Origin of the sequence: Methylobacterium tardum (assembly GCF_023546765.1) — a bacterium.
Lineage (GTDB): Bacteria > Pseudomonadota > Alphaproteobacteria > Rhizobiales > Beijerinckiaceae > Methylobacterium > Methylobacterium tardum.
The window spans coordinates 3,348,956-3,364,987 of sequence record NZ_CP097484.1 but is presented as its reverse complement, the minus strand read 5'-3'; the positions used below and the strand labels follow the sequence as shown (position 1 = coordinate 3,364,987).

Annotated in this window: 13 protein-coding genes and 1 pseudogene; 6 read left to right on the top strand and 8 right to left on the bottom strand. The window is 68.8% G+C overall.

The genetic code is table 11. From position 1 onward, the window contains the following. Window positions 1-51: 51 nt before the first annotated feature. Window positions 52-735: a PAQR family membrane homeostasis protein TrhA gene (gene trhA, locus M6G65_RS16115; protein WP_238195243.1), complete on the bottom strand. Its 684-nt coding sequence runs from the start codon at window positions 733-735 to the stop codon at window positions 52-54. 150 nt (window positions 736-885) lie between these two features. Then, window positions 886-1,989: a COX15/CtaA family protein gene (locus M6G65_RS16110; RefSeq protein ID WP_238195244.1), complete on the bottom strand. Its 1,104-nt coding sequence runs from the start codon at window positions 1,987-1,989 to the stop codon at window positions 886-888. 187 nt (window positions 1,990-2,176) lie between these two features. Between M6G65_RS16110 and M6G65_RS16105 the strand changes: the two genes are divergently transcribed. Beyond that, complete coding sequence (locus M6G65_RS16105; RefSeq protein WP_238195245.1) at window positions 2,177-2,383, top strand: DUF2842 domain-containing protein; 207 nt, start codon at window positions 2,177-2,179, stop codon at window positions 2,381-2,383. An 86-nt stretch (window positions 2,384-2,469) separates the two neighbouring features. After that, window positions 2,470-2,832 carry a hypothetical protein gene (locus M6G65_RS16100; RefSeq protein WP_373323683.1) on the top strand — a complete coding sequence of 121 codons (363 nt, stop codon included), beginning with the start codon at window positions 2,470-2,472 and terminating at the stop codon, window positions 2,830-2,832. Between the two features lie 15 nt (window positions 2,833-2,847). Here M6G65_RS16100 and M6G65_RS16095 read toward each other — a convergent pair whose 3' ends face one another. After that, complete coding sequence (locus M6G65_RS16095; RefSeq protein ID WP_250104177.1) at window positions 2,848-3,909, bottom strand: polysaccharide deacetylase family protein; 1,062 nt, start codon at window positions 3,907-3,909, stop codon at window positions 2,848-2,850. 249 nt (window positions 3,910-4,158) lie between these two features. Here M6G65_RS16095 and M6G65_RS16090 point away from each other — a divergent pair, with 249 nt between their 5' ends. After that, entirely contained in the window at window positions 4,159-5,343 is a 1,185-nt protein-coding gene (locus M6G65_RS16090) for a GNAT family N-acetyltransferase (protein WP_250104176.1), read from the top strand. 108 nt (window positions 5,344-5,451) lie between these two features. On the opposite strand, the pseudogene M6G65_RS16085 reads toward M6G65_RS16090, so the two are convergent. Continuing rightward, a pseudogene (locus tag M6G65_RS16085) lies at window positions 5,452-7,676 on the bottom strand (GumC family protein). A 188-nt stretch (window positions 7,677-7,864) separates the two neighbouring features. Here M6G65_RS16085 and M6G65_RS16080 point away from each other — a divergent pair. Further along, window positions 7,865-8,443, top strand: coding sequence for a polysaccharide biosynthesis/export family protein (locus M6G65_RS16080; protein WP_192707826.1), 579 nt, complete (start codon window positions 7,865-7,867; stop codon window positions 8,441-8,443). Between the two features lie 16 nt (window positions 8,444-8,459). Here M6G65_RS16080 and M6G65_RS16075 read toward each other — a convergent pair whose 3' ends face one another. Continuing rightward, window positions 8,460-9,074 (bottom strand): hypothetical protein, encoded by a 615-nt coding sequence (locus M6G65_RS16075; RefSeq protein WP_250104175.1) that lies wholly within the window; start codon window positions 9,072-9,074, stop codon window positions 8,460-8,462. Window positions 9,075-9,281: 207 nt separating this feature from the next. Next, entirely contained in the window at window positions 9,282-9,530 is a 249-nt protein-coding gene (locus tag M6G65_RS16070; protein WP_192707766.1) for a hypothetical protein, read from the bottom strand. Window positions 9,531-9,798: 268 nt separating this feature from the next. Between M6G65_RS16070 and M6G65_RS16065 the strand changes: the two genes are divergently transcribed. After that, window positions 9,799-10,014 carry a hypothetical protein gene (locus tag M6G65_RS16065; RefSeq protein ID WP_238195251.1) on the top strand — a complete coding sequence of 72 codons (216 nt, stop codon included), beginning with the start codon at window positions 9,799-9,801 and terminating at the stop codon, window positions 10,012-10,014. 19 nt (window positions 10,015-10,033) lie between these two features. Here M6G65_RS16065 and M6G65_RS16060 read toward each other — a convergent pair whose 3' ends face one another. Beyond that, window positions 10,034-11,095, bottom strand: a complete 1,062-nt coding sequence (locus M6G65_RS16060) for a hypothetical protein (protein WP_373323677.1) — start codon at window positions 11,093-11,095, stop codon at window positions 10,034-10,036. Window positions 11,096-11,111: 16 nt separating this feature from the next. Further along, a complete protein-coding gene (locus M6G65_RS16055; protein ID WP_250104174.1) occupies window positions 11,112-14,147 on the bottom strand; it encodes a penicillin-binding protein 1A in 3,036 nt (1,011 codons plus the stop codon). A gap of 157 nt (window positions 14,148-14,304) precedes the next feature. Between M6G65_RS16055 and M6G65_RS16050 the strand changes: the two genes are divergently transcribed. Further along, entirely contained in the window at window positions 14,305-15,972 is a 1,668-nt protein-coding gene (locus tag M6G65_RS16050; protein ID WP_238195253.1) for an alpha-amylase family protein, read from the top strand. The last annotated feature ends 60 nt before the right edge of the window (window positions 15,973-16,032 follow it).

Below are 16,032 nucleotides of genomic sequence, written 5' to 3'. Positions count from 1 at the left end.
TCGACCTTTCCCTTGGAACGGTAACCGGAATTCTACCGGACGAATGTCAATTCAGGTCACAGACATCCCGTTCAGGCTGGCCCAGATGGTTCCGTAATGGCACGCCGTCGCAGCCAGCACGAAGCCGTGCCAGATTGCGTTCTGGAATGGCAGCGTCCGCCAGACATGGAACAGCACGCCGATCGAGTAGAGAGCCCCGCCAATCGCCAGGAGCCACAGAGCCGTCGGCTGGAGCGCCGCGATGACAGACTCGTAGGCGAACAGGCCGCTCCAGCCGAGCATCAGGTAGAGCCCGATCGAGAGGCGGTCGAAGCGACCCGGAAGCAGCAGCTTCACGACGATCCCGACCAGCGCCACGGCCCAGATCATCGCCAGCAGCGCGTAGGCGCGGGGTCCCGATCCGACGAGGGCGACGAGCGGTGTATAGGTGCCGGCGATCATCAGGTAGATCAGGGCGTGGTCGGCGCGGCGCAGCAGCCACTTGCGCGGGCTGACCGGGTACAGGTTGTAGAGGGCGGAAACGCCGAGCATCAGCACGAGCGCCGTGGCGTAGACCACGACCGCGGCCCGCTCGCCGAGACCGAGATGCGCCGTGACCGCCGTCGCCACCAGCGCCACGGCGCCCGCGAGCCCGAGCACCACGCCGAGCCCGTGTATCACGCCGTCTGCCATGATCTCCCGGGGCGTGTAGTGCCAGGTCAGGGAGAGTGGCCGACCATCTTCCGCGAGAGACATCTTGAAGCCTCCTGCAACGCGTGCAGCTTAAGGCTTGAGAAGTCTTGATCGTTCCATGCGCGGAATGCGGAGATGGAGTTTTCCCAGAGTTTCTGTCCTTTGGGTAAAAGTCTCGTGCGACGCAACGTCTCTGCTGCGCCGCACGAAAGCCTAGATCCCGCGCCCGGCCAGGCCTTCGAACCCGAGCGGCAGCCCGGCCGCGGCCGGCTGAACCCGCCCGCTCCCCCGGCTAAGGCGGGCATGAACGGTCGCCATCGTCAGGATCGCCATCGCTAGAACCTGATGGGCGAGCGCCGCCCAGAGAGGCACCGCGAGCAGGAGCGTTGCGATCCCGAGCCCGGCCTGTGCCAGCACTAAGACCGCAACCCCGGTCGACCGGCGGGCAACGCCGGCCGGGCCCGCCAGCCGAGCATCGATCGCGTGCAGGAACGCGACGACGATGACGAGATAGGCCGTCATCCGATGGTCGAACTGCACCAGCGCGTGATTGTCGACAAAGTTCTCGATCCACGGGCGGATGGCGAACAGGGTGTCCATCGGCGGCACCAGAACGCCGTCCATCGTCGGCCACGTGTTGTAGACGAGGCCCGCATGCGATCCCGCGACGAGACCACCCAGGAAGATCTGCAGCAGGATCAGGACCGGCAGCAGCGCGGCGGCGGCGCGGAGGCGCGGCGCGGCCGGCGCCAGGACGTCACCGCGCTCGCCGGCCGCGAGCCAGACGAGGCCGGCCAGGATCAGGCTCGCGGTCGTCAGATGCAGAGCAAGCTTGAGCGGCGCCACCGCGGTCATGCCGGGCTGGAGACCGGACGCGACCATGATCCAGCCGATCGCCCCCTGCAATCCGCCGAGCACGCCGAGGCCGAGAAGGCCGAGGCCGAGGCGACGGCTGATCCGACCCTGCCACCAGAACACGATCAGCGGCAGGAAGAACACGAGGCCGATGAGCCGGCCGAGCAGGCGATGGCCCCACTCCCAGCCGTAGAGCACCTTGAAGGCGGACAGCCCCATCCCCTGGTTGAGGATGTTGTATTGCGGCGTGTCCTTGTACTTGGCGAACTCGGCGGCCCAATCCGCCTCCGAGAGCGGCGGGATGGCGCCCGTGACGGGACGCCACTCGGTAATCGACAGGCCCGACCCGGTCAGCCGCGTGGCCCCGCCCACCGCCACCATGGCGATCACGAGAGCCGCGACGATGTAGAGCCAGGTCCGCACGGCCCCCGATCGCTGATCGCCCGCGAGTCTCATGACCATCCAAAATCCTTCTGCGGAGACCGGGACGCCCCGGCCGCAGCGCCCGGGTTAGGGGATGCGCGCCGCGCCAGCAACGTCGGCGGCGCCGCAGCCTGCGGCAGCGGGCGCGTTGCCAACCGAACCGCGGAACGGTAGCCGTCGAGCCGCACAGCGCCGCCGCGCCGGTCGCGATCTTCCGGAACCTGCCATGCGCCGCCGCACCCGTACCCTGATCGGCACCCTCGCGATCCTGGTCTTCGTCTGCCTCTACGGGCCCCTGGCGATGACGCTGGCCGACAGCCGCATCGCCGAGACGCCGGCGGTTGTTCAGGCCGTGCTGTACTCGATCCTGGGGATTGCCTGGATTTTCCCGCTGATGCCGCTGATCCGATGGATGGAGCGGCCGGATCGCTGAGCCGGACAACTCGATTTTGCCGCACTCGGGCGCCACAGGTCTTCCGGTCCGCCTCCGAGACCTCCCCCTCCGTGTACCGCTCGTCCATGCGCCTCAAGCCCCTGGCTGCTCTCGTCGTGCTGCTCGCCCCCTTGCCGGCCCTGGCACAGGGGACGCCCCGATCGATCGGTGAGTGCGAGAGGCTGAAGAACGACCTCGCCTTCAACCAGTGCCTCGCGATGTTCGGCCCAGCGGCCAAGAACGTGGCGGGCGGCTACGCCTCGGCGGATTTCGCCGCGGCACCGGCCGTGACAGCCGCAGCCACACCCGCCGCCGCGATGGCGGAGCCGATCCCGCAGATCGACGAGGCGGCCGAGCCGACCACATCCGGCCGACGGCGCTACCGGTCGCATCGCGGACGGCAATACGCCTCGTTCTCCACGGGCTACCGGCATCGACGCCGGCGGTAACGAGAGCGGCTCGCCTCAGGCGACGTTCAGGCGCCGGCCGCGATTCCAGGCCAGGAACGGCACACCCGACAACAGACCCGCCAGCGCCGCCCGCGTCTGGTGACACCCGTTCACCGAGACACGCGGCAGGGCGTGCAGGTGATCGGCATGCGCGGCGAAGAGGTGGCCCGGACGGGTTGTCACCGCGGTCGCGAAGCCCATGTCCCGGGCGAGTGCGAATTCCCGCGGGCCGGCCGAGCCCGGATCCCCGACCGGGAAGGACAGGTGCCGCACGGACCGTCCCAGCTCCATCTCGATCCTGGCGCGGCCGTCGGCGATTTCCCGCACGGCCGTGTCAGCCCCGTGCTTGGCCAGCATCGGATGGCTGACCGTGTGCGCCCCGATTGTGACCGCCGGATCTTGCGCCAGATCGCGCAATTCCGCCCAGGACAGGCACAGCTCGGACGCCACGCCACCCGCCTGGAATCCGGCTCGGCTGCAGAGGTCGGCGATCCGGTCGAGGAGGTCGGCCTCACTGCCCCGGCGCAGATCGCGGTAGACCGCGTCGAAGGCGAGCGCCTTCTCCTCCGGGCTTCGGGCCGGAAGGTCCAGCGCGCGCGATCCGATGCCGACGCGCACGTGATCGAGGCGCGCGATGGCGCGCTCCAGCTCGACCCACCACAGGCGGCCGCTCTGGTCCGCGAAGGCACTGGTCACGAACAGGGTCCACGGGGCGCCGTGGCGCGCAAGCACCGGACGTGCGTGCACGACATTGTCGCGATAACCGTCGCCGAACGTCAGCACGGCGAAGGGCGGCCCGTAATCAGGCTCGGCGAGACGCTCCGGCACGGCGTCGAGGCCGATCACGTCGAAGCCGCGCGCATCGAGCTCGCGCAGGGTCAGGTCGAGGAAATCGGGTGTGATGCCGAGCAGCCGATTGGGCGCGAAGGCCGGCGCGGGGTTGGGGCTGACATGATGGAACGTCAGGATCACGCCGAGACCGCGGGCTGCAGGGGACAGCCACCGATCCGCCCCGAGGGCCTGGATGGTACGGAACCCGGTCGCGAAGACTCGATGCTTGGTACGCGACGACAGCATGGTCCTGAACCGATCGGGCGGAGCGGCCCGGATCCGCGAAGCCTTGCCGCGTTGCAGTAAAGAAACCTGAAATCACCGTCGCGCCACGGTCCATGACGCAAGGACTTATTAGCCAAAGGGCCGATTATTGGGGGCTTGCACCTGTTGAAGCGGGCTTCGGCGGCTCGAGGTCACGGCCTGTTCAGCGCATCCCGGACAGGGTCCCTGTTCGACAGTGGATCGCGCGCGGTCCGACAGGGGATCGACACCATGGCGGTCGGCGTCCACGCGACGGGAACGGGCATGATCGACGCGCGAACGAGTGGCGCGCTGGTCGCCGAGATCATCCCCGATCTGGCATCGGCCGAGGCGCTGTGGCGCCGCCTCGAAACGGATCCGGCGAGCCTCCAGACCCCTTACCAACGGTTCGACTGGACGAGCGCGTATCTCCGCGGAACCGGGCACCTCGACACGGCGCGCGTCGTGGTCCTGCGCGACGCGGCCGGCCGGGCGCGGATCCTGCTGCCGCTGACGTTGCAGCGCAGGCACGGCGTCTGCGTGGCGCAAACCATCGGCGACACGCACGCAAATTACCACATGCCGCTGTTCGCGACCCGCGACGCGGCCGCGATCCCGCACGACGCGATCGTCGGAGCCTTGATCGAGGCCGGTCGGCAAGCCGGCATCGATGTCTACGCGCTGCGGCATCAGCCGCGCATGTGGGAGGCTGTCGCCAACCCGCTGGCGCTGTGGGGCGAGCCAGAGGCGAGCGACGCCTACGGGCTGATGCTCGGGCCGGATCCCGACGGTACCGTCCGCCGCGTGTTCAGCGCCGACGCTCGCAAGAAGTTGCGTTCGAAGGAGAAACGCCTCGCCGAGACCAAGGGCGCGATCGTGTATCGACGTGCCGAGACGGCCGAGGAGGCGGCTCGCTTTCTGGCGGCGTTCTACGCCCAGAAGTCGGCCCGGTTCGCCGGGATGGGCATCGCCGATCCCTACGCCGACCCGTCGATCCAGGCCTTTCTCGCGGCAGCGGCGTCCGGTGCGGATCCGGCGCTCGAAATGCACGCGCTGTGCTTGGCCGAGAGCGGCCGGGTGCTCGCGACCTTCGGGGGCGCCGTGAACGAGCGGCGATTCAGCGGCATGATGACCGCGTTCGATGCCGATCCCGAGATTGCCCGATGCAGCCCGGGCGACCTGCTTCTGCAGCACCTGGTGCGCGATCAGACCGCGCGCGGCCGGCAGGGCTTCGATCTCGGCGTCGGCGAGGCCCGCTATAAGGCCAGCATCTGCGACGAGACGATCAGCCTCATGGAGGCGTTGATACCGGTCACCGTCGTCGGGAAGACCTACGCCGCCGCGCGGCGAAGCCTCACGCGCACGAAGCGCCGGATCAAGCGCGACCCGCGGCTGTACGCGGTCGTCCGGCGTCTGCGGTCACTGCGACGGTCCTGAAAACCGCGATCGTGGATGTCTAGGGAAGGGCATCGCCTTCGACATTGTCCGCACCGAGTGCCTCATGCCTGACGGCGGCTCACGCGGCACGCGTGCGCTCCGCCGCCCCTAGGCGGCGTTGAGGCGCAGTTCGGCCCGCGGATCCCCGCCGACCACGTCCGGCACCGCGGGACGATCCTGGGCCACAAGGATCTGCCCGGCGCCGGCCTCCTCGGCGATGGCGTAGAGATCGCCCAGGGCCGGATCCTCCGCTGAGGCGTTCGAGGCGATGACCACATTGTCCATGTAGCCGGCCACGAGCTCCAGCAGACCGACGGCGCCCGGAGCGGCGTGGAGCTGGCAGACGACCCAGTCATAGGCCTCCGCCATCGCCTCGAAGGTCAGCGCCAGGGCGTCCGGTTCGTCGAAGAGCACCGACATGGCGCGTTGTCCGGCCTCGATGCGATGGAGGCCCCTGTCGCGGCGCGCCTGGATCACGTCGAGGAAGGCGGCCGGCCGGCGACGAGATCGGTGAAGCCGAGCTTCGGATCCGCGCCGACCGGCATGTTCAGATCGACCGCGACGAGGCTGCCGGCCTCGCCGAAGGCCCGAGTCAGAGCATCGGAGAGCCCGTGCGCGCCGCGCGTCTCCTCAGTCTCCATGATCAGCACCAAGCGCCCGGAGCGCGCTTCCTCGCGCCGCGGACCGGACGTGATCCGGGCGACCAGCGGCGCCAGGTCAAATTCGTCCGCGCTCGGAGCGGGCGCTTTCGGATGCGCGGCGGAAGGCTGGCTGCCGTCCGCCTTCCCCGACCATCGCGCCAGCGGCATCGCCTCCGGGAACGCGAAGTCTGGGCGCTCCACGACCGGCTGCCGCCGTGCATGATCGTCCGCCGCTTCGAAAGCGGCGTCGCGCTCGGCCGCGTTCCGGGCGGATTCAGCCAGCAGGGCGCGGGCGAGGACGCCGCCAGCCGCGAGCATCAGGGTCAGCAGCGTGGCGAATCCGATGATCGGCAGCTTCTTCGGGAAGGACGGCAGCTCCGGGGTCACCGCCCGCGACACGATGCGGGCATCGGCCGGCGTGGCGCTCTCGCCGTCGCGCGCCGCCGCCTCGCGGTAGCGCGACAGATAGGATTCGAGCTGGTCACGCTGCGCCTTGGCCTCGCGCTCGAGGGCGCGGAGCTGGATCTCGTTGGAGTTGCCGCGCACGACAACCTCCTGCTGACCGTCGACGGCCGCCTGGAGGCTCTCGACCCGGGCACCCGCGATCTTCGCATCGTTGTCCATCGTGCGCACGACGCGCTCGGCGGACGCCTTGATCTGCGCGTCGAGGTCCTCGAGCTGCGCGTTCAGCTCCTTGATGCGCGGATGGGCCGGCAGCAGCGTGCGCGATTCCAGGGCGAGCTGGGCGCGCACCGAGATGCGGTTCTCGACGATGCGCCGGATCACCTCGTTGTTGGCGACATCCGGGATCTCGAAGGCGCGCCCGTCCTTGATCAGGTCCTTGATGGCCTTCACCTTGCCGGCGAGATCGGCCTTGAGGATCCGGGCCGCGGAGAGCTGGCTGGACAGCTCCCCGAGCTGCTGGGCGGTCAGGGGCCGGCCGGTCGCGCCGGTGCTGCCCACGAGGCCGTTCTTGGCGCGGAATGCCTCGACCTTCGCCTCCGCCTCGGCCACGCGCTTGCGCAACCCGTCGATATTGCCGCCGAGCCACGTCGACGCATACCGGGCGGTATCGACCTTATCGGCCTCGAGCGAGCCGATGTAGAGCTGGGCGATGGTGTTGGCGCCGTCTGCGGCGAGCTTCGCATCCTTCGACCGGAACTCGATGGTCAGGATGCGGGACTTGCCGGCCGGGTAGACCAGGAGATGGTCGAAATAGGCGTCGAGCACCCGATCTTCGGCCGGACGGTCGAGGGGGTTGGCGCCGACGCCGAGCATCATCAGGACACGCTTCACCGGCCCGATGCTGTCCGCGCCCGGATCGAATTCCGGGTTGCCGACCAGCTTCAGCCGGCGGATCGCCTCCCGGGCGAGGTCGCGCGACATGACCACCTGGACCTGGCTCGCCACCGCCTGCTCGTCGATGGGTGCCAGCTGCTCGCCGCGTTCCTGCGTGGTGCGGGCGAAGGCCGGATCGCGGCTTTCGAGGAGCAGCTTCGCTTCGCCGGTGTAGCGCGGGCTCACCACGTTGACGAAGACGCTGGCCCCCAGCGCCACCACGAGGGTCGGTCCGACGATCCATCCGATCGAGCGGCGCAGGATGCGCGGCACCTGAGCGAGGCTGAGGCCTTCCTCCGCGCCGGGCTGGGTCCCCGGAACGACGTGGATCGAGCGTTGACGGATACGGGACATGCGGACGCTCTGGACACGGAGGCAGGCCGGGCGGCCATCGAAGCCATCCGCCGCTATTAGTGGATGTTAAGGTTGCTCAAGAGTTAAGGCACCGATTCTGCGGCCGAGTGCGGTCGAGTCCGCCCGCTTGATCAAGTTTCATTAACCTTAACGGCCTACACCACGCCGCAACCGCATCCATGACGGCGATGGTGATGAACCGGCGCGCTCTGCTCCTCTCACTCGGCACGACTCTGGCGCTCGGCGGCTGCCTGCGCCCGACCTTCCGTACCGATGAACTCGATGCCACCGGCACCGGGTCGATCGCCGCGCGCTACACGCTGGCCGCGGGCGACAAGCTGCGCGTCATCGTGTTCGGGCAGGACAATTTGTCGAACATCTACGCGGTCGACGGCGCGGGGCGGATCGCGATGCCGCTGATCGGCACCGTTCAGGTCGGCGGACAGACGACCGGCCAAGCCGCCAAAGCCATCGAGGCCAAGCTGGCCTCCGGCTTCGTGCGCGAGCCGCACGTGACCGTGGAGGTGGATAGCTACCGGCCGTTCTACATCCTCGGCGAAGTCACCACCTCCGGCCAATACCCGTTCGTGAACGGCATGACGGTGGAGACCGCGGTCGCGATCGCGGCGGGTTTCGGACCGCGCGCGGCCAGGGATTACGCCGTGCTGACCCGTGATACGAGCGGGAACCTCGCGTCCGGCATCGTGCCGATGACCTACCCGGTCCGCCCGGGCGACACGATCGTGATCAAGGAACGGTTCTTCTGAGCGACGTTCCAGGCGTTCACTGAGCGCTCTGCCACGGGTTGATCACCCGCATGGCCGTTCTCTCGGCTGGAATCGGCGTCGCGACCGGTGACGCGGCCTTGCTCGACTGAGCGACCATGCGGCGCGCCGCTTGAGCCGGGGTCACGCCGACCGGCGTGAACAGGCCGGCCAGAACCTTCCGGGTGCCCTTGCTGACGTAGCGTGAGGACTGGATGGGCTCGAAATCCCGGATCGCGTGGCGCTTGTCGGGATCGCCCGTGAACACCCGGGCGCCCGAATTCAGCACCACGATGTCGCCTGGCCGGAGCGTCTCATCCTTCAGCAAAGCCGCCGTGGCTCCGCCCTTCATGTCGATCGACACCTGCCGCGGGCTGACGTCGGCTTCCTTGACGCGGATTCGCACCGGCAACGCCGCGTAACGGGTCTGGAAGTGCCGCCGGGCGGCTCCGAGCCGCGGCGTGTAACGACGGCTGTAGGAGGGCGCATAGGCCGGAGCCGCAGACGGTGCCGGCTGCGCCTGTTGTGGCGCCGGTCGTGCGCCGAACAGCATCTCCAGGAAGCCCACCTCGGCCGCCTGGGCGCGGATCGCGGTCCCGGCGAGAAGCCCGGCGGCGGCGATGACAGCCAGCATGCTGCTCGTGCGAAGCCTCATAGCGTCCTCCGGATACGACGCCCGACGCGAGCATCCGACCCTCAACCGCAAGCTGCGCGATCGGGTTCCGGAATATTGCCGCTGTGCTGAGGCTCGAAGAGATGTTGTGCCGACAGTCGGGTATTCGACAGATCGGTTCGGCGATCGATTGTGCCAGATCGGCAGCGTTGCGCGCCCGACGCGCGTTCAGGCCGGAGCGGATTGCTCGCCTTCGCCGATGCAGTCGAGGGCGCGCTCGACGGCGCTGACGGCGTCGAGGAGATGCTGGACCGTGCGCTCAACCTCGAGCGCGGGACGGCCCATCGCGGCGGCGCGGGCGCTGACATCCTCGAGCTGCTCGAGAAGGGTCAGCAGATCACCGGCGACGGTCACGACTTCGCAGCGGGCGAGCCGGGTGACGGGCGGGCGCGGTCGGAAGGGCAAGACGTTGCTCATTGCCGAGGGTTGTCGCCCGAAAGGACCCGGATTCGCCAGAGGGGGCGGGCCGTGCTCAACACGATTGCCGGCCCCTATCCGCGGTTAAGCGGAGGCAAGGTGGATTTTCCGTGGCCGCTGCGCATCGGAGGCGGCAGAACGAATTTACGGTTGGCGGCCGCCCTTGACGGATCCTTTGGGGCTCTGACCATGCGGCGACGTCCCCAACTTCGGCACCGGCCGGGCGATACCAATTCATCGCCGGACCCGGAACCTGTCAGGATCCAGAATGCGCTTCACCCTTCTCGCCCTCACCGTGCTGACGATCGGCGGCCTCGGCGCCTGCGCGACCGACGGTCCGGATTCCCGCAGCGGCCTCGCCGAGAGCTTCAACCTCGACAATTACCGGGCCTCCGGCAACACCAACGGCACCCAGACCCGCCGCGACGTGAACCGCGCCTACACGCAGCCGACTCTGCCGACGATCGGCAACCGCGGCATGTGAGCGAGGCTCGGCGGGCGCATCACCGTTTGGCGAGGGCGTCCGCGAAGGTTGTGATCCGGTTCCGCGCGTAGACCGGCAGGCCGGCGCTGATCGAGTTTCCGGTGTTGAAGCTCGAATTGCCCATCAGCACCTGCGCGGGGAGCAGGTTCTTGAGGACGGGCACGCGCGCGTACTCGGCCTTGCGGTCGAGGACGTCGCCCTTGATCGCCAGCGCCATGTACGTCGTGACCAACGTCTTGGTCGGATCGTTCGGCATCGGCTGGAACACGGCCAGGAACTTGCCGAAGCGCAGGATCTGGTTGACCCAGAAGATCGTCTGCTCCAGCCCGCCGGTCACCGAGCTGTCCACCTTGGTGAGCGCCTTCAGCGGCGCGCCCTGATCGGGCCCCAGCACCCTGAGCTCACTCTGGAACGAAACGTACTCGGCGATCTTCTTGGCCGAGCCTTCCTCGAGCTTGTTGGCGAGCTTCACGCCGAGCGGCAGCTTGCCTTCGAGATCGTAGCGAGACTCGATGCAGGCGCCCGCGCCCTCGCACCAGGGGCGGTCGGGCCGCTTGGCGAAGGCCGCGGCCGGATCCTTGTTGGGCGTGACGTCGGATACCGACACGGCGCGGTGCTTGATCGCCGGATCCATCTTCTGGACGAAGGCGAGATTGGCAAAGGACGCGATGTCGATCGCCTCCGGGGGACGCGGAACAATGAAGCGTCCCTCCGCCACGTAGATCTTCAGGGTCTCGTGCCGCGGCTTGGTCACGCCGTTCACTGTGACGGTGTAGTCGGGCTCCTTGTAGCCGGGGTAGGGCGCGAGCGCCGCGGCTTCGGCCGGCCGGGCCTTCTGCCAGTCGAGATACGGGATCAGGCCGTTCTCCGGCGCGGTCGGGTTATCGCGATGATCCGTGAACAGGATCTGGCCCGGCTTGATCGTCGCCGGATCGACGGCGGAAACCGAGGGCACCTCCTTGATCCGCTCGGATCCCGGCGCCGCCGTGCTGGCGGCGGGCGTCTGGGCGCAGACCGGAGCGGCCGCCATGAGGGCGAGGGCGAGGGCGGCAGGAAACTGCGTTCGCAACGGGGTTCTCATCACTGGGAGAGGGCGGTCAGTAGCCGGGATCTTCGCCGAACAGGTAGTCCGGATCGCGGCGCCGCGGCCGACGGACCTCGTCATCGCCGAAGGGCGTGCGCGTGGTCTGGCCCGGCCAGGGCTTGTAGCTGTCCCTGTAGGGATCCTGGCCATAGGGGTCCAGATCACCCTGCGCACGGCGGCTGCGCGGCGCCGCCGGACGCTCGCCGAACGGGTCGAGCAGATCGGGGCGCGCCCGCTCGCCGGTCATGTTGCCATAATAGTCGCCCGTGACGCTGGCGCCGTCCTCGCCGCCGTTGAGGTCGCCATCCTCGGCATCGGGGCGCATGGCGTAGAGCGTCTCGCGCGGCACGAGGCGGTACTGCGTGTCGGCCATCTTGCCGTCTCCGCTGGTGCGGAAATGCTCGAGGAAGCCGCCGCCCGCGACCCGCACGCCGCTGCGCGGATCGACGGCCATGTCGGCGATGAACGGCCGGGCCTCGGAGGAGGGCCCCCGCAACGGCGTCTTCGCGACCCCGTTCGCCCACGCCGCCTGGAGGATCGCCGAGGCGATCGGAACGGAGACGTGGCCGCCGGTCTGGCCGCGGCCGAGCGTCTTGCGGCTGCCGTCGGCATTGTCGTAGCCGACCCAGACCACGACGGTGATCTCGTTGGTCAGGCCGGCGAACCAGGCGTCGTTCTCGTTCTCCGAGGTGCCGGTCTTGCCGGCCACGTACGGCGAGAATTTCGCCAGCGCCGCGGCGGTGCCGTGCTGGGTCACGCCCTGAAGCATGGTCTTGAGCTGGTAGAAGGCGACGCGATCGGCCGAGCCGATGCGGACGGGCTCGCGGGCCGCGTGGGTGTAGAGCGCCTTGCCGTCGCGCTCCACGGATTCGAGCGCGTACGGCGCCGGCCGCGCGCCCTCGTTGGCGACAGCCGCGTAGAAGCCCGCGAGGTCGAGCATCCGCACCGGCTGGGCCCCGAGGACGAAGGGATAATAGGGCTCGCACTCGGCGTAGATCTGCGCCTCCAGGGCGATGTCGCAGACCCGCTTCAGGCTCGCCGGCGCCTTCGGGGCGATGCCGCCCTGAAGCAGGCGCGCCGTGACGAGGTTCTTCGAGAATTCGAGGCCGCGCCGCAGGGTCGTCGGTCCGGATCCGCCGCCCTCGTAATTCTTCGGCGACCACGAATCGCCGGCCGCGCCGATCGGCGGCAGGGTGACGGGTGAGTCCAGCACCAGGGTGTTGGGCTGCAGACCGGCGTTGAGGGCAGCGAGATAGGTAAGTGGCTTCAGCGTCGAGCCGGGCTGGCGCACGGTCTGGGTGACGCGGTTGAGCTGGCTCAGCGGATACGAGAATCCACCGGCCATCGCGAGGATCCGGCCGGTCTGATTCTCCAGGACCAGCGCGGCGCCCTGCACGGTGGGCCGCACGCGGATCTGGGCCCGCAGGCCGCCCTTGCCTCCGGAGAGCTTCACCCGCACCACATCGTAGGGCTGCAGTCGTCCGCGGGCGATGCCCGGATCCAGGCTGGCGATGCGGCCGTCGGCGAGCCCGACCCGGACCGCGCCGCGTCCTGTCTCCAGCACCACCGCCATCGGCCAGCGGACGTCGTAGAGCACCGGGCGCGCGCTCTCGAGCGCGCGCAGCCATGCCGGCTTCGGCGCCGGCGCGGCGGCGGCCTTCTCGGCCTTCAAGGTCTTGGCATCCGGCTTGACCGCGTCCGACCGCGCGCCGGTGACACCCGGCGCGGCCTGCGGCGACCCCTCCGGCGCCGGCGTCGCGGCCTGGATGCGCCGGACGCTGTCGGCGAGGTTGAGTTCGGGGCCCGTATAGGTCTGCCGCCCCGTCGCGCGCTCGTAATTCGCGAGCCCGTCCTGCAGCGCCTCCTCGACCGCACGCTGCAACCCGGCATTGATCGCCGAGCGGACCGTCATCGAGCCGGAAGTCAGGGAATCCACCCCCGCGAAGGTGCGGGCCTCCCGGTTGAGGAAGTCGGCGAGGTAGAAGCCGGAATCGCGGCGCGCCGTCTCGATCGGCTTCAGGCCGAGATCGGCCTTGATGGCGGCGTTCATCTCGGCTTCCGTGATCGTGCCTTCCTCCTTGAGCCGGGCCAGCACGTAGGCGCGCCGCTCCCGCGCCCGGTCCGGGTACTTATCGGGGCTGTAGAAGTTCGGCCCCTTGGGCATGCCGGCGAGCAGCGCGGCCTCCGGCAGGGTCAGCTGTCCGACCGGCTTCCCGAAATAGCTCTCCGCCGCCATCTCGATGCCATAGGCGCCGCGCCCGAGATAGATGCCGTTGAGGTAGAGCCCGAGAATCTGCGGCTTGGTGAGAATGCGCTCCAGCCGCGACGCGACGATCATCTCGCGGATCTTGCGCTCGTAGGTGACGTCGTCGCCCACCGACAGGTTCTTCACCACCTGCTGGGTGATGGTCGATCCGCCCGCGGGCCGGCCCGGCGAGGCGAGATTGCCGATGAAGGCGCGGATCACGCCGCGCTCGTCGATGCCGTGGTGGCTCTCGAACCGCTTGTCCTCGGCGGCGATGAACGCCTTCTGCACCAGTGTCGGGACCGTGGTGATCGGCACCACGATTCGCCGGCCATTCGGCTCCGAAGCCTCGGCGAAGGGTTTGCCGGCACCGTCGAGGATCCGGGTCATGCCGGGCAGCGCCTTGTCGCGCAGGGCCTCAGCGCTCGGCAGGTCCTTGGTCGCGTTGTCGTAAAACTCGATGACCGCTTTCGCGTCGAACGGCGAATTCGGCGGGTTCTCAGCCTTGCAGAACTGCTTGTAGCTCGTGTTGAGCTCGTTCAGATCGAGCCCGTGAAGGATCTTGGGCGCCGACGGCCCGGCGACGCTCGACGGATCCTCCATCGCGGTGGTGATCAGCTCGTCGAGATTGATGTCCTCGATGTCGAAGGCCTTGCGCATGTGGGCGCAGCCGTCGCGCAGCAGGCGCACCACCTCGGGCCCGTCGGTGGCGGGATCGAACTGAGTCCGGACCGCGTCCGGCCGGGTCGTGACCTGGCTCAGCGTGAGGGCGGTCGCGAACAGCTTGATCAGGATGGCGTTCATTCGGGCCGGATTCGGGGGCGCAACGGGGCGGGCGCGGACCTTCCGAGCACGCGCCTGAACAGGGCGTGCACAACGCGGCTGTTTTAAGGACGCGGCGAACGGCAACGCTTTCGCGGCGTCCTACGTTCGTCATGCGCGCAGTTGCCGGGGGGCCCGCATGATCACCGACCTGTGGTACAAGAACGCCGTCATCTACTGCCTGTCCGTCGGCACCTTCATGGACGCCAACGGTGACGGGATCGGCGACTTCGCCGGGCTCGAGCGCCGCCTCGATTACATCCAGAGCCTGGGCGCCACCGCGGTGTGGCTGATGCCGTTCCAGCCCTCGCCCAAGAAGGACGGCGGCTACGACATCGCCGACTATTATGGCGTCGATCCGGATTACGGCTCGCTCGGCGATTTCGTCGCCTTCACCCATGCGGCCAAGCAGCGGGGGCTGCGCGTCCTCATCGACCTCGTGGTCAACCACACGTCGGACCAGCATCCCTGGTTCCAGTCGGCCCGGTCCGACCCGGACTCGCCGTTCCGCGACTGGTACGTCTGGTCGAAGGAGCGTCCCGCCACCGCCGACGAGGGCATGGTCTTCCCCGGCATCCAGAAGACGACCTGGACCTACGATGCCAAGGCCAAGGCCTGGTACTTCCACCGCTTCTTCAACTTCCAGCCGGATCTGAACACCGCCAATCCCGAAGTCCTGGCCGAGATCCTGAAGATTATGGGCTTCTGGATCCAGCTCGGCGTCTCCGGCTTCCGCATGGATGCGGTGCCGTTCGTGATTGCCGAGAAGGGGGCCGATGTCGGCGGCAAGCCGCGCGAGCAGTTCGAGATGCTGCGCGACCTGCGCGAGTTCCTCCAGTGGCGCCAGGGCGACGCGATCATCCTGGCCGAAGCCAACATCCTGCCGAAGCAGGACCTCGACTATTTCGGCGACGACGCCGACCGCATGCACATGATGTTCAACTTCCAAGTGAACCAAGCCACCTTCTACGCCCTGGCGGCGCATGATGCCCGGCCGCTCGTCAAGGCGATCGAGCAGACGAAGCCGCGCCCGCTCTCGTGCCAATGGGGCATCTTCCTGCGGAACCACGACGAGCTCGATCTGGGGCGCCTGACCGGCAAGCAGCGGCAGGCCGTGTTCGACGCGTTCGGTCCCGAGAAGGGGATGCAGCTCTACGATCGCGGCATCCGCCGCCGCTTCGCGCCGATGCTGGCCGGTGATCCCCGCCGCATCCGGCTCGCCTACTCGCTGATGTTCACGCTGCCGGGGACGCCGGTCCTGCGCTACGGCGACGAGATCGGCATGGGCGACGAGCTGTCGCTCAAGGAGCGGGACTGCGCCCGCACGCCGATGCAGTGGACCAGTGAGCACCAGGCTGGCTTCTCCACGGCCGCGCGCACCGTGCTGCCGCTGATCGACCACGGGCCCTACGGCTATGCCCACGTGAACGTCGCCGATCAGCGCCACGAGGAAGGCTCGCTGCTCAACTGGATGCAGAGCATGATCCGGCAGCGCAAGGAGGCGCCGGAGATCGGCTGGGGCGACGTCGTCGCGATGGAGACGGAACGCCCGTCGGTGCTGGCGCTCCGCTACGAATGGCGCGGCAACGCCATCCTGTGCGTCCACAACCTCGCACCGGAGCCGGTCGAGGTCGCCATCGCGTCCGGAAAGGACGATCCCGAACACGATATCCTCGTCGATCTGCTCACCGGCGCCCGGAGCGAGGTCGGCGAGGACGGTCGCCACTGCCTGTTCCTTGAGGGCTACGGGTATCATTGGTTCCGGGTCGGAGGTCTCGACGCGCTGCTCAAGCGGCGGGCCGCCTGAGCGCCTGCTTGCGGGTGGGCCCAGGGCCGCGATCGCGCTATCACAGACGGGACCGCGCCC

What these genes read in the sequence shown, in the direction of transcription:
- M6G65_RS16110 (WP_238195244.1), bottom strand. Translation starts at nt 1,989, where the DNA reads ATGGTCATGAGACTCGCGGGCGATCAGCGATCGGGGGCCGTGCGGACC.
- M6G65_RS16090 (WP_250104176.1), top strand. Translation starts at nt 4,159, where the DNA reads ATGGCGGTCGGCGTCCACGCGACGGGAACGGGCATGATCGACGCGCGA.
- M6G65_RS16080 (WP_192707826.1), top strand. Translation starts at nt 7,865, where the DNA reads ATGGTGATGAACCGGCGCGCTCTGCTCCTCTCACTCGGCACGACTCTG.
- M6G65_RS16105 (WP_238195245.1), top strand. Translation starts at nt 2,177, where the DNA reads ATGCGCCGCCGCACCCGTACCCTGATCGGCACCCTCGCGATCCTGGTC.
- M6G65_RS16100 (WP_373323683.1), top strand. Translation starts at nt 2,470, where the DNA reads ATGCGCCTCAAGCCCCTGGCTGCTCTCGTCGTGCTGCTCGCCCCCTTG.
- M6G65_RS16055 (WP_250104174.1), bottom strand. Translation starts at nt 14,147, where the DNA reads ATGAACGCCATCCTGATCAAGCTGTTCGCGACCGCCCTCACGCTGAGC.
- M6G65_RS16095 (WP_250104177.1), bottom strand. Translation starts at nt 3,909, where the DNA reads ATGCTGTCGTCGCGTACCAAGCATCGAGTCTTCGCGACCGGGTTCCGT.
- trhA (WP_238195243.1), bottom strand. Translation starts at nt 735, where the DNA reads ATGTCTCTCGCGGAAGATGGTCGGCCACTCTCCCTGACCTGGCACTAC.
- M6G65_RS16075 (WP_250104175.1), bottom strand. Translation starts at nt 9,074, where the DNA reads ATGCTGGCTGTCATCGCCGCCGCCGGGCTTCTCGCCGGGACCGCGATC.
- M6G65_RS16065 (WP_238195251.1), top strand. Translation starts at nt 9,799, where the DNA reads ATGCGCTTCACCCTTCTCGCCCTCACCGTGCTGACGATCGGCGGCCTC.
- M6G65_RS16060 (WP_373323677.1), bottom strand. Translation starts at nt 11,095, where the DNA reads ATGAGAACCCCGTTGCGAACGCAGTTTCCTGCCGCCCTCGCCCTCGCC.
- M6G65_RS16070 (WP_192707766.1), bottom strand. Translation starts at nt 9,530, where the DNA reads ATGAGCAACGTCTTGCCCTTCCGACCGCGCCCGCCCGTCACCCGGCTC.
- M6G65_RS16050 (WP_238195253.1), top strand. Translation starts at nt 14,305, where the DNA reads ATGATCACCGACCTGTGGTACAAGAACGCCGTCATCTACTGCCTGTCC.